This window comes from Burkholderia sp. EMB26 (assembly GCF_024730645.1).
Lineage (GTDB): Bacteria > Pseudomonadota > Gammaproteobacteria > Burkholderiales > Burkholderiaceae > Burkholderia > Burkholderia cenocepacia.
In genome coordinates, this window is sequence record NZ_CP078072.1 from 373,502 (window position 1) to 386,235 (window position 12,734).

Below are 12,734 nucleotides of genomic sequence, written 5' to 3' on the forward strand. Positions count from 1 at the left end.
AATTTCGTTATGCAGATCGATTCTCATGAAGTGCGTCACGCGGTGTCCGGTATCCCGTTGTATCGGCGTGTTTAGACCTGTTTCAACGCTTTGCCATATCGGGCAATCCGCGAACGATTCGCGCCCCCTTCGCGGCGGCAGGGTCCACGCGTTATCGCTCGAGCTGTTCCGCGGTTGTCCAACCGAAATGAGGTTACTCATGAAAACGAAAGCGAACGTGAAATTGACAGGCATCGCCTTGTCGGTCGCGGCTTTGTTCAGCCTGGCCGCCTCGGCGTCCCAGGCGGGGGTACTGGCTTCCCCGCTGGGAAGTGTCAGCAAATCCGACGGCGTGATCGTCGCAGGCGGATCTCCCGCGCCCGGGGAACTCGTCGGCACCGTGGCGGGATGGGGGAACGGGGTGGTGACGGTCGGCAGCCCGAATGCAGGCGGTATCTCGATCGGGCTGGCAGGGACGGGGACAGGAAGCGCGACCATCGATATCGGTAGCGGATTGCTCGAGCCGGTCGCAGGCGTGGCCGGTACGGTGACGGGTGCGTTGGGTGGGGTCGGTGGTATCGGCGGTGGTGGTGGCGGGACCGGTGGTCTCGGTGGTGTGGTTGGCACGGTGACGGGTGCGCTGGGCGGCCTTGGCGGAAGTGGTGGCGGGACGGGCGGCCTTGGCGATGTCGTCGGGACGGTGGGCAACGCGGCAAGCGGTGCAGTGGGTACGGTGACGGGTGTCTTGGGTGGCGTCGGTGATCCGACCGGTGGTCTTGGTGGTGTGGTCGGTACGGTAACCGGTGCACTGGGTGGCATCGGTGGCGGCAACCCGACGGGTGGCCTTGGTGGCGTTGTCGGCACGGTCGCGAATACGGCGACGGGTGCAGTCGGAGCACTGACTGGCGCACTGGGCGGTGTCGGCGGCGGGACCGGCGGTCTCGGTGGCGTCGTCGGGACGGTGGGCAACGTGGCAAGCGGTGCAGTGGGTACGGTGACGGGTGCCTTGGGTGGCGTCGGCGATCCGACCGGCGGACTTGGTGGCGTGGTTGGCACGGTAACCGGTGCACTGGGTGGCATCGGTGGTGGTAACCCGACGGGTGGCCTTGGTGGCGTTGTCGGCACGGTCGCGAATACGGCGACGGGCGCAGTCGGAACACTGACCGGGGCACTGGGCGGTGTCGGCGGCGGGACCGGCGGTCTCGGTGGCGTCGTCGGGACGGTGGGCAACGTGGCAAGCGGTGCAGTGGGTACGGTGACGGGTGCCTTGGGTGGCGTCGGCGATCCGACCGGCGGACTTGGTGGTGTAGTCGGTACGGTAACCGGTGCACTGGGTGGCATCGGTGGCGGGACTGGTGGCCTCGGCGGGGTTGTCGGGACAGTGGGCAACGCGGCAAGTGGTGCAGTGGGTACGGTGACGGGTGCCTTGGGTGGCGTCGGTGATCCGACCGGTGGTCTTGGTGGTGTGGTCGGCACGGTAACCGGTGCACTGGGTGGGATCGGTGGCGGTAATCCGACGGGCGGCCTTGGTGGCGTTGTCGGCACGGTGGCGAACACGGCAACGGGTGCAGTCGGAACATTGACCGGTGCACTGGGTGGCGTTGGCGGCGGGACCGGTGGTCTCGGTGGTGTCGTCGGCACGGTGGCGAACACGGCAACCGGTGCAGTCGGAACACTGACTGGCGCACTGGGTGGTGTCGGCGGCGGGACCGGTGGTCTCGGTGGTGTCGTCGGCACGGTGGCGAACACGGCAACCGGTGCAGTCGGAACACTGACTGGCGCACTGGGTGGTGTCGGCGGCGGGACCGGTGGTCTCGGCGGTGTTGTCGGGACGGTGGGCAACGCCGCAAGCGGCGCAGTCGGTACGGTGACGGGTGCCTTGGGTGGCGTCGGCGATCCGACCGGCGGTCTCGGTGGCGTGGTTGGCACGGTAACCGGTGCACTGGGTGGCATCGGTGGCGGCAACCCGACGGGCGGCCTTGGTGGCGTTGTCGGCACGGTGGCGAACACGGCAACGGGTGCAGTCGGAACATTGACCGGTGCACTGGGTGGCGTTGGCGGCGGGACCGGTGGTCTCGGTGGTGTCGTCGGCACGGTGGCGAACACGGCAACCGGTGCAGTCGGAACACTGACTGGCGCACTGGGTGGTGTCGGCGGCGGGACCGGTGGTCTCGGTGGTGTCGTCGGCACGGTGGCGAACACGGCAACCGGTGCAGTCGGAACACTGACTGGCGCGCTGGGTGGTGTTGGCGGCGGGACCGGCGGTCTCGGCGGTGTTGTCGGCACGGTAGCGAACACGGCGACGGGAGCAGTTGGAACGCTGACTGGGGCGCTGGGCAGTGTTGGTGGCGGGACCGGTGGTCTGGGTGGCGTCGTCGGAACGGTGGGCAACGCGGCAAGCGGCGCAGTCGGTACGGTAACGGGTGCCCTGGGCGGCGCCGGCGGTGCGACCGGCGGCCTCGGTGGCATCGTTGGCACGGTAGCTAACTCCGCAACGGGTGCAGTCGGAACATTGGCCGGCGCAGCGGGCGGTCTCGGCGGCGTCGTTGGCGCGGTCGGCAACTCGGCAACCGGCGCAGTCGGGACGTTGGTTGGCGCAGTTGGCGGTGTTGGCGGAGGCGCGACTGGTGGCCTCGACAGTCTCGGTGGCGTCGTTGGCACGGTGGGTAACACGGCAACCGGTGCACTCGGGACGTTGGCTGGTGCAGCAGGCGGTGCCGGCGGCGCGACGGGCGGCCTCGGTGGCATCATTGGCACGGTAGCCAACTCGGCAACGGGTGCGGTGGGAGCGCTGACCGGCGCAGCAGGTGGTGTCGGCGGCGCGACCGGCGGTCTCGGCGGCATCGTCGGCACGGTCGCCAACGCCGGTCCGGGCGTCATCAACGCCGTCACCGGTGTCGCGGGCAATAGCGGCGCGCTGATCACGCCGATCACGAGCATCGTCGGCAATCTCGGCGGCGCGTTGCCGGTCGGTGCAGCCACCGGTGCGATCGGCGCAGCGTCCGGCGCGGTAACCGGTCTCGCCGGCAGCGGCACCGCGGCGATCACGCCGATCGCATCGACCGTCACGTCGCTGATCGGATCCGCCACGGGCGGCGCCGGCAACGTCGTCGGCTCGGGATCCGGCGCGCTCTCCGGCGCAACCGGTGCGGCGGGCTCGCTCGCGACGGTCGCCACTGGCCTGACGGGCTCGCTCGCGCACACCGTGACCGGCACGGCCGGCGCGGTCGCCGGGACCCTTCCGGCACTGAGCGTCGCGCTCAACGGCGGCACGGCAGCCGGTGCGGTCGGCGGGGTGACGAACGCCGCGGGAGCGCTCATCTCCGGCGGCGCGACGATCGCCAACGCGGCGGTGCAATCGGTCGGTTCGGCCGTCGGGTCGGTGGCCGGCGTCGTTCCCGCGCTGGCGGTCTCGCTGAACGGCAATTCCGCGCAAGGGGGCGGTAGCGCGTCGGGCGGTCTGTTGGCACCCGTGACGTCGCTCGTCACTTCGCTCACCGTTCCGGTGATCAAGAAGTAGGCGACGTCGACACCGCGGCCGCCACATGCTCCGGGCGGCCGCGAATCTTCACGCGTCAGGCGCGTCACCCGTGACGCCCGCGGAACGACGAACCATGTCGAATCGCGCGGCGTTGCCTCGGTGACGCGCCATTTTGCATTTGGGGAGTCGCGGCATCGGATGCCGCCGTCCCGGGTTCCCGATCGCTTCCCGCCTGCATCGATTCGCCGTGCCTGGAAGGTGGCGATGTGCCGATTTGCGTCGTGGTCGAACGAGAAACCCGAAACCGCGCGACCGACGCCATGCGATCCATTCCGACGCATACGCCGCATCCGCAAACGTGAGCACACCGAAGCGTCAGTCCGGCGCCGTCCCGGTCGATTCGCGCACGACGAGTTCGGGTGCGCCGATCGTATGCACGGCCGTGCTCGGCTCGATCCCGTCGATCATGTCGAGCGTCAGCGCGATCGCCCGCGCGGCGATCTGCGACGTCGGGAACCTCACCGTCGTCAGCGCGGGGCGGAACTGGTGCGCGAGCTGGATATCGGTCATGCCGACCACCGACAGATCGGCCGGCACGCGCAGCCCGAGATCGGCGGCGGCCTGCATCGCGCCGATCGCCATCAGGTCGTTGGTCGCGAACAGCGCGGTGAGGCCGGGCTTCTCGCGCAACAGCGCGGCGGCCGCTTCGTAGCCGCCTTCGATCGAGTCGTGCGTCGACGCGGTCGTCAGCGCGCCGGCCGGATGGCCGCGCGCCGCGAGTTCGTCGGCGAACCCGCGCAGTCGCACCGACTGCGGGCCGCCCGAGCCCTTGCCGACCAGCGCGCCGAACGCGCGATGGCGCAGCCCGGACAGATGCGCGGCCGCCAGCGCCCCTGCCGCCGCGAAATCGACAGTCACGCACGGCAGCGTGCGCGACGCATGCACGTGTTCCCACATGCACAGCACGATCGATGCGCCGTGACGCGCGATGTCGGCGAGTTCGGCCTCGGCGAGATCGGTGTTCATCACGATCGCACCGGCCGCGAGCGTGCCGGCGATCCGCTCGAGGTAGTTGCGCGTGATCGCCGGATCGTCGTCGGTATTGGATACGAGCAGGTAATGGCCGCGCTTGCGCGCCTCGCGTTCGGCGGCCAGCACGAACTCCGGATAGAACGGGTTCGTGATGTTCGACAGCATCAGCGCGAGCGTCGACGTGCGGCCCTCCGCGAGCGCGCGCGCGGTCAGGTTCGGCCGATAGCCGAGTTCGCGGATCGCCGCCATCACGCGTTCGACGGTGGCCGGCTTCACCTTCTGCGGATTGCGCAGCACGTTCGAGACGGTCGCCGCCGTGACGTTCGCGCGCTGCGCGACTTGCGCGAGCGTCACCATGCGCGGCCTCCGATCGGCCGGTTGGCGGGGTGCACCTGACGTGAAGCGGGGGAGTGTCTGCTCATATTCTGGGAGTGCGTCCCACAAGTTGCACAGGGACGGCCGATACGCTAATTTCTCGACACATCAGAGGAAGGAGACGACATGGTACGGCGAACCGGGCGAATCGCGCCACCAAAATTTAAGCGTTTAAATTTTCCGGTCCGATGCGTGTGACCGGCGAGAGGAGAGCGCGATGACCGCCATTTCAATGAAGGACGTCTCGAAGCGCTACGGCGACCATGCGCCGGTGCTGCGCGACGTGAACCTCGAGATCGCATCGCATGAATTCTGCGTGTTTCTCGGTCCGTCGGGTTGCGGAAAATCCACGCTGTTGCGGATGATCGCCGGGCTCGAGGACGTGACCGAGGGCGAGCTGCGGATCGGCGGCGCACGGATGAACGACACGCCGCCCGCGGAGCGCGGCGTCGCGATGGTGTTCCAGAGCTATGCGCTGTTTCCGCACATGACCGTGTTCGACAACATCGGTTTCGGACTGCGAATCGCCGGCACGCCGAAGGACGAAATCCGCCGCCGCGTGACCGAGGCCGCGCGCGTGCTGCAGCTCGAAGCGCTGCTCGATCGCAAGCCGAAGGCGTTGTCCGGCGGGCAGCGCCAGCGCGTCGCGATCGGCCGCGCGATCGTGCGCGAGCCGCGCGTGTTCCTGTTCGACGAGCCGCTGTCGAACCTCGACGCGACGCTGCGCGGCCAGACGCGCGTCGAAATCGCGCGGCTGCACGCGCGCTTCACGCAATCGAGTTCGGTCTACGTCACGCACGACCAGATCGAGGCCATGACGCTCGCCGACCGGATCGTGCTGCTGCATGCGGGCGACGACGTCGCGCGCTTCGGCAGCATCGCGCAGGCCGGTGCGCCGCTCGAGTTGTATCACCGGCCGGCCAACCGCTTCGTCGCGGGCTTCATCGGCTCGCCGCGGATGAATTTTCTGCCGGCCGTCGTCGACGCGGGCGATGCGCACGGCTGCCGGCTGACGCTGGAAGGCACCGGCGAGACGCTGACGCTGCGCGATCGCGCGTTGCCGCGCCACGTCGGCCGCGGCGCGCGCGTGACGCTCGGCGTTCGCCCCGAGCACCTGACGATCGGGGCGTCAAGCGACACCGACCTGCCGGCGTTCGTGCGCGACGTCGCGCTCGTCGAGCAGCTCGGCGAAGCCGCATACGTCCACCTCGACCAGCCCGGCGGCGTGCCGCTGCTCGCGAAACTGCCGGGACAGGCGGCGTTACGGCGCGGCGAGCGGCATGCGTTCCACGTGTCGCCTTCGCGCTGCCATCTGTTCGACGAAGCCGGCATCGCGGTGCCGGCGCTTCACGCCGAAGCGGCGTTCGCCTAGCGGGCGCGGCGCAGACCGGCCGCGCGCGACGCGGCACCCATCACACCAATACCAGGAGACAACGATGAGACTTCGTGCGAGCCGACTGCTGCTTGCGCTGACGACCGCCGCGGCGTGCGCCGCAGGTATGGCCGACGCGGGCACGCTGAAAGTGAACGTCGCGGCGCGCGGCAACCAGCGCGCGACGTGGCAGGCCGTGTTCGACCAGTTCCACAAGGCGAATCCCGACGTGGACCTGAAGATCAGCTACGTCGGCGAGGAGGCGTACAAGGTGCAGATGTCCGGCTGGCTCGCGACCGATCCGCCCGACGTGCTGAGCTGGAACAACGGCGAGCGGCTCGCGTATTTCGCGAAGCGCGGGCTGATCGAGGACCTGGGCGCGGACTGGCAGAAGAACGGCTGGAACGACACGTATGCGTCCGTGAAGCAGTCGTCGACGTATGGCGGCAAGGTTTACAGCCTGCCGCTCGGCTACGACGCGTACGGCCTGTTCTACCGCAAGGACCTGTTCGAGAAGGCCGGCATCCACGGCGAGCCGGCCGACTGGCCGCAGTTTCTCGATGCGTGCCGCAAGCTGAAGGCGGCCGGCATCGCGCCGATCGCGGTGGCCGCGCGCGATGCGTGGACGCTCGCCGCGTGGTTCGACTATCTCGACCTGCGGATCAACGGCTATGCGTTCCACCAGAAGCTGATGGCCGGCGACGTCGCGTACACCGATCCGCGCGTGCGTGCGGTGTATGCGGCCTGGAAGAAGCTGATCGACGACAAGTATTTCATCGACAACGCGCTGTCCTACGACGTCGATTCGCTGAGCCCGCTGATCGTGAACGGCCAGGCAGCGATGACGCTGATGGGCACCTGGTATTCGGCAGGACTGCTGAGCGCGGCGCGCAACCCGATCGGCTTCTTCCGCTTCCCGGTGATCGATGCATCGGTGCCGCTCGCCGAGGACGGCCCGGTCAACGTGCTGATCGTTCCCGCGAAAGCGCACAACAAGGCCGATGCGCGGCGCTTCCTCGCGTTCATGGGGCAGCCGGCGGTCAACGGCGAGTTCGCGAAGGGGATGGGGCAACTGCCGTCGAACAACAAGGCGCCCGAGCCGCAGGACCCGATCTCGAAGATCGGCTTCCGCACGCTCGCGACGACGCCCGGCGGCATCGCGCAGTTCTACGACCGCGACATGACGAAGGAAATGGCCGACGAGGGGATGAAGGCGATGCAGCAGTTCCTGTCCGACCCGACGCAGCTCGACGCGATCCTGCAGCGCCTCGAACAGACCCGCAAGCGCATCTACCGCAAGTAGCGCGCGGCCGGGCCGGCGTGGGTGCCGGCCCGGTGCGTCGTTGTCACTGTACGTTCGTTTCATCGAAGGCCATCTCATGTCGACCAGCCTGTCCGAAAGCGCCGCGCGCCGCGATGCCGGCCCGCGGCGGCCTGCGCACGCGTCGCTCGCGCGGCGGCGCAACCGCGCGGCTCTGTGGTTCGTGCTGCCGGGTTTCGCGCTCTTCACCGTGTTCGTGCTGTATCCGATCGTCAGCAGCATCTGGCTGAGCTTCCATCACTGGGACGGGATGACGCCGATGACGTTCGCCGGGCTCGACAACTATCGCGAGCTGCTGCAGTCGGACACGTTCACCGTCGCGCTGAAGAACAACGTGCTGTGGCTCGTGCTGTTTCTCGCCGCGCCGCCGCTCGGCCTCGCGCTCGCGCTGTACCTGAACCAGAACGTGTTCGGCATCCGGCTCGTGAAGTCGCTGTTCTTCGCGCCGTTCGTGCTGCCGGGTGTGGTGGTCGGCCTCGTGTTCTCGTGGTTCTACGACCCGACGTTCGGGCTGCTGAAGCTGATCGTCGGGCACGGAATCCCGGTGCTCGGCGATCCGCGCTATGCGACCTACGGCGTGATCGCCGCCGCGCTGTGGCCGCAGATTCCGTTCTGCATGATCCTGTACCTGACCGGGCTGACCGGCATCAACGGCGAGATCGTCGAGGCGGCGCGAATGGAAGGCGCGCGCGGCTTCACGCTGCTGTGGCACGTGATCCTGCCGCAACTGCGGCCCGCGACCTTCATGGCCGTCGTGCTGACCGTGATTGGCGCGCTGCGCAGCTTCGACCTGATCTCGGTGATGACGGGCGGCGGCCCGTTCGACAGCTCGACCGTGCTCGCGTACTTCATGGTCGATCAGGCGATCAAGTACTACCGCGAAGGCTATTCGGCCGCGATCGCCGTCGTGCTGTTCGCGATCATGCTCGTCTATATCGTGTGGCAGCTGCGCAAGCTGGTGCGCGTCGAGTCGTAAGGACCACAGCAAGGACCACCAACATGTACCCGATGCCCGTGTCCCGCTGGGGACGTCCCGCCCGCCTGCTGTACCGGTTATCGTTGCCGTGCGCGCTCGCGCTGTGGCTCGTGCCGCTGCTCGCGGTGCTCGTCACGTCGATCCGCTCGACCGACGAGATCGTGGCCGGCGATTACTGGCGCTGGCCGAAGCAGTTCGCGCTCGTCGACAACTACGGTGCCGCGCTCACGCAAACGCCGATGCTCCATTATTTCGCGAACAGCCTCCTGATCACGGTGCCGTCGGTCGCCGCGTCGATCCTGCTGGCGTCGCTCGCCGGGCATGCGCTCGCGAACTACCGGTTCCGCGGCAATCTCGTGCTGCTCGGCCTGTTCGTCGCCGGCAATTTCGTGCCGATCCAGATCCTGATGATTCCGGTGCGGCAGATCATGCTCGGCGTCGGCCTGTACAACACCGTGTGGGCGCTCGTGCTGTTCCACACCGCGTTCCAGACCGGCTTCTGCACGCTGTTCCTGCGCAACTTCATCCGCGAGCTGCCGTTCGAGCTGATCGAGGCCGCGCGCGTCGAAGGCGCGTCCGAGTGGGCGATCTACTGGCGCGTCGTGCTGCCGCTCGTGCGGCCCGCGCTCGCGGCGCTCGCGATCCTCGTGTTCACGTTCGTGTGGAACGACTACTTCTGGGCACTGTGCCTCACGCAAGGCGACGACGCGGCACCGATCACCGTCGGCGTCGCCGCGCTCAAAGGGCAGTGGACGACCGCCTGGAACATCGTGTCGGCCGGCTCCGTGCTCGCGGCGCTGCCGTCCGTCGCGATGTTCTTCGCGATGCAGAGGCACTTCGTCGCGGGGCTCACGTTCGGCGCGACGAAGGGCTGATCCGTCCCATCCTCTTTCTTCAGCAAGGAATCCACGATGCATCTCGGCGTTTGCTATTACCCCGAACACTGGCCGCGCGAGCAATGGGCGCGCGATGCGCGGCGGATGGCCGAACTCGGCCTGACGCGCGTGCGGATCGCCGAATTCGCGTGGAGCCGGATGGAGCCGGAGCCCGGCCGCTACGACTGGGCGTGGCTCGACGAAGCGATCGACACGCTCGCCGGCCAGCACCTGAAGATCGTGCTCGGCACGCCGACCGCCGCACCGCCGAAATGGCTCGTCGATCGCCATCCGGAGATCCTGCCGGTGGGCGCGGACGGCGCGGTGTGGCAGTTCGGTTCGCGTCGCCATTACGACATCGCGAGCCCGGCGTATCGCGAGCACTGCGTGCGCATCGTCGACGCGATGGCGCGGCGCTACGGCGCGCATCCGGCCGTGATCGCGTGGCAGACGGACAATGAAATCGGCTGTCACAACACGCTGCCGAGCTATACGCGTGCGGCGCTCCACGGCTTTCGTGCGTGGCTCGCCGCGCGTTACGGCGATATCGGCGCGCTGAACCGCGCGTGGGGCAACGTGTTCTGGAGCATGGAGTATCGCGGCTTCGACGAGATCGAGCTGCCGCGCCATACGCCGACCGACGCGAATCCCGCGCATCTGCTCGATTTCCGGCGCTACCAGTCGGACGAGGTCGCGCGGTTCCATGCGGTGCAGGTCGATGCGATCCGCCCGCACGCGCCCGGCCGCGACGTGCTGCACAACTTCATGGGGTTTTTCACCGAATTCGATCATTACGCATTCGCGCGAAGCGGGCTCGACGTCGCCGCGTGGGACAGTTATCCGGTGCCGCGTACCGAAGTGCTGCCGCTCGACGAAGCGGACAAGCAACGCTGGGCCCGCACCGGGCATCCGGACGTCTCCGCGTTCTCGCACGACCTGTATCGTGGCGTCGGCAACGGCCGGATGTGGGTGATGGAGCAGCAGGCGGGGCCGGTCAACTGGGGGCCGTACAACCCGGTGCCGCACGCCGGCGCGGTGCGGCTTTGGACGTGGGAAGCGTTCGCGCATGGCGCGGAGCTCGTGTCGTATTTTCGCTGGCGGCAGTATCCGCATGCGCAGGAGCAACTGCACTCGGGGCTCAACGCGCCGGACGACCGGCTGGCGCCGGGCGGCCACGAAGTGGCGCGCGTCGCACGCGAAATCGCCGCGCTGGATCCCGAGCTCGTCGCCGGCGAGTGTGATGCGGCCCGTGTCGCGCTGCTGTTCGACTACGAGGCCGACTGGATGATCCGGATCCAGCCGCACGGCGCCGATTTCGACTATCAGCAGCATGCGTTCGACTGGTATCGCGCGCTGCGCGAACTGGGCCTCGACGTCGACATCGTCGCGGCCGGCGCCGACGTGTCGCGTTACGCGCTCGTCGTCGCGCCGACGCTGCCGGTCGTCACGGATCGCATCGTCGAGCAGGCCGCGAGCGGACACGCACACTGGCTGTTCGGGCCGCGCACGGGTTCACGCACCGCTGAATTCGCGATCGCGCCGGGTCTCGCACCGGGCAAGCTGCGCGATGTGCTACCGGTGCGGATCGGCCAGGTCGAGTCGCTACGGCCGTCGCTCGCGCCGCGTGTGTCGTTCGAAGGCATCGACGGCCATGCGCTGAAATGGCGCGATCACGTCGATATGGAGGCGGCGCGCGGCGCAGACGTGCTGGCCGCCTGCGACGACGGCGTGCCCGCACTCGTGCGGCGCGGTCGCGTGACGATGGCGACGGCCTGTTTCGACCGCACGCTGTTGCGCGCGATCGTCGCCCGCTGTGCGAGCGATGCTGGCCTGTTGGTGCGCGCGATGCCGGACGGTGTGCGGTTGCGCCGACGCGGGCGCGTGACGTTCGCGTTCAACTACGGCGACACGCCGTGCATGCTGCCCGCGCCGGGCGGTGCCACGTTCGTCCTCGGCAATCGCGACCTCGGCGCGGTCGACGTCGCCGCCTGGGTCGAGCCGGACTGACGCGATGCAGTCGTTGCGGCCGCTGCTGTTGCATTTCGCGCGCCTGGCGGGAATCGCGCACTTCGTGCCGCTGTCCGCGGCGGCGCTGATGCTCGGCGTCGCGATGTCGTTTACGGCGCCGTACCTGTCGCTGTTCGGCGTCGAGGCGGCGGGCATGTCGCCGTTTCTGGCCGGCATCTTCATGACGTCGATCGCGGCGAGCGGCGTCGTCGCGAGCACGTGGGCCGGGCGCTGGTCGGATCGACGCGAGCGGCACCGGCCGCTGCTCGTGGTGTCGCTCGGGGCGGCCGCGCTCGGCTTCGCGCTGCTGTGCGTGCTGCGCGCGCATGGGCCGGTGATCGCCGCCGGCACGATCCTGCTCGGCGCGGGCGCCGTGTCGCTGTCGCAGATCTTCTCGTTCGCGCGTGCGGTGCTGCCCGTCGCCGACGATGCGCAGCGCGAACTCGCGTCGGCCGCGCTGCGCACGATGCTGTCGATCGCGTGGGTGTTCGGCCCCGCGCTCGGTGCGCTGATTCTCGCGCAGACGGGTTTTACCGGACTCTTTCTGGCGGCTGCCGCGGGCTTCGTCGCGTGCGCGGCGATCGTCGCGCGGATTCCGGAGCCGGCGCGGCGGCCCGTGGCGGCTCACGTGCAAGCCCCGGACCGCGTTGCACCGCCGCCTGACGCTGCGCGTGTAGCGGTCGTCGTCGTCGCAACGCGTGCAAGCGTGCTGCGCACACTCGTCGCGCTGACGCTGATCGGGCTCGCGGCGAACGCGACGATGATCGTGCTTCCGCTCTACATCGTGCACGCGCTCGGCGGCACGCCGGCGAACGTGTCGGCCGCGCTCGGGCTCGCCGCGCTGCTCGAGATTCCGATGATGCTGTGGCTCGGCATCCGTTCGACGCGCCTCGACAAGGCGCGCTGGCTGACCGCGTGCGCGCTCGTGCATGCGGCGTATTTCGTCGGCCTCGCGACGGTGACGCGCGTGAACCTGATCCTGCCGCTGCAACTGCTGAGCGCATGCGTGGTCGCGATCACGTCGTGTCTCGGGATGACGCGCGTGTGCGACCTGATGCCCACGCGCCCTGGCACCGCGACCGCGATGTTCTTCAGCACCGCGCGGGTCGGCTCGATCGCATCCGGTGTGCTGTCGGGCGCGTGCGTCGATCTGTTCGGCTATCGCGCGACGTTCGCCGGATGCGGCGGGCTCGCGCTCGTGGCGTGCGTGCTGCTCGCCGTGGATGCGTACGGCGAGCGGGGCGGCGCACGCCGCACGAGCGGGGCGCGCCACGGCTTCGATTCACCGCACTGACGCGGCATGCGCCGGTGCGGTG

The 12,734-nt window shown here is 68.9% G+C and carries 8 protein-coding genes; 7 read left to right on the forward strand and 1 reads right to left on the reverse strand.

All coding sequences use genetic code 11. The features are described 5' to 3' along the window. Positions 1 to 199 precede the first annotated feature (199 nt). Entirely contained in the window at positions 200 to 3,499 is a 3,300-nt protein-coding gene (locus KU887_RS32020) for a hypothetical protein (protein WP_258258834.1), read from the forward strand. Between the two features lie 336 nt (positions 3,500 to 3,835). Here the strand turns inward: KU887_RS32020 and KU887_RS32025 are convergent, their stop codons facing one another. Then, entirely contained in the window at positions 3,836 to 4,849 is a 1,014-nt protein-coding gene (locus KU887_RS32025) for a LacI family DNA-binding transcriptional regulator (RefSeq protein ID WP_006490776.1), read from the reverse strand. A gap of 235 nt (positions 4,850 to 5,084) precedes the next feature. Here KU887_RS32025 and KU887_RS32030 point away from each other — a divergent pair, with 235 nt between their 5' ends. The 6 genes from KU887_RS32030 (at position 5,085) to KU887_RS32055 (ending at position 12,712) form a co-directional block, all read left to right on the forward strand. Next, entirely contained in the window at positions 5,085 to 6,239 is a 1,155-nt protein-coding gene (locus tag KU887_RS32030; RefSeq protein ID WP_006498108.1) for an ABC transporter ATP-binding protein, read from the forward strand. Between the two features lie 64 nt (positions 6,240 to 6,303). Next, positions 6,304 to 7,542: an ABC transporter substrate-binding protein gene (locus tag KU887_RS32035; RefSeq protein ID WP_048985838.1), complete on the forward strand. Its 1,239-nt coding sequence runs from the start codon at positions 6,304 to 6,306 to the stop codon at positions 7,540 to 7,542. A 76-nt stretch (positions 7,543 to 7,618) separates the two neighbouring features. Further along, positions 7,619 to 8,536, forward strand: coding sequence for a carbohydrate ABC transporter permease (locus KU887_RS32040; RefSeq protein ID WP_006498110.1), 918 nt, complete (start codon positions 7,619 to 7,621; stop codon positions 8,534 to 8,536). Positions 8,537 to 8,559: 23 nt separating this feature from the next. Next, complete coding sequence (locus KU887_RS32045) at positions 8,560 to 9,411, forward strand: carbohydrate ABC transporter permease (RefSeq protein WP_006482010.1); 852 nt, start codon at positions 8,560 to 8,562, stop codon at positions 9,409 to 9,411. Between the two features lie 36 nt (positions 9,412 to 9,447). Then, positions 9,448 to 11,418: a beta-galactosidase gene (locus tag KU887_RS32050; RefSeq protein WP_258258808.1), complete on the forward strand. Its 1,971-nt coding sequence runs from the start codon at positions 9,448 to 9,450 to the stop codon at positions 11,416 to 11,418. A gap of 4 nt (positions 11,419 to 11,422) precedes the next feature. Then, positions 11,423 to 12,712, forward strand: coding sequence for a sugar efflux transporter (locus tag KU887_RS32055; RefSeq protein WP_258258809.1), 1,290 nt, complete (start codon positions 11,423 to 11,425; stop codon positions 12,710 to 12,712). The last annotated feature ends 22 nt before the right edge of the window (positions 12,713 to 12,734 follow it).

What these genes read in the sequence shown, in the direction of transcription:
- KU887_RS32050 (WP_258258808.1), top strand. Translation starts at nt 9,448, where the DNA reads ATGCATCTCGGCGTTTGCTATTACCCCGAACACTGGCCGCGCGAGCAA.
- KU887_RS32025 (WP_006490776.1), bottom strand. Translation starts at nt 4,849, where the DNA reads ATGGTGACGCTCGCGCAAGTCGCGCAGCGCGCGAACGTCACGGCGGCG.
- KU887_RS32055 (WP_258258809.1), top strand. Translation starts at nt 11,423, where the DNA reads ATGCAGTCGTTGCGGCCGCTGCTGTTGCATTTCGCGCGCCTGGCGGGA.
- KU887_RS32030 (WP_006498108.1), top strand. Translation starts at nt 5,085, where the DNA reads ATGACCGCCATTTCAATGAAGGACGTCTCGAAGCGCTACGGCGACCAT.
- KU887_RS32035 (WP_048985838.1), top strand. Translation starts at nt 6,304, where the DNA reads ATGAGACTTCGTGCGAGCCGACTGCTGCTTGCGCTGACGACCGCCGCG.
- KU887_RS32020 (WP_258258834.1), top strand. Translation starts at nt 200, where the DNA reads ATGAAAACGAAAGCGAACGTGAAATTGACAGGCATCGCCTTGTCGGTC.
- KU887_RS32040 (WP_006498110.1), top strand. Translation starts at nt 7,619, where the DNA reads ATGTCGACCAGCCTGTCCGAAAGCGCCGCGCGCCGCGATGCCGGCCCG.
- KU887_RS32045 (WP_006482010.1), top strand. Translation starts at nt 8,560, where the DNA reads ATGTACCCGATGCCCGTGTCCCGCTGGGGACGTCCCGCCCGCCTGCTG.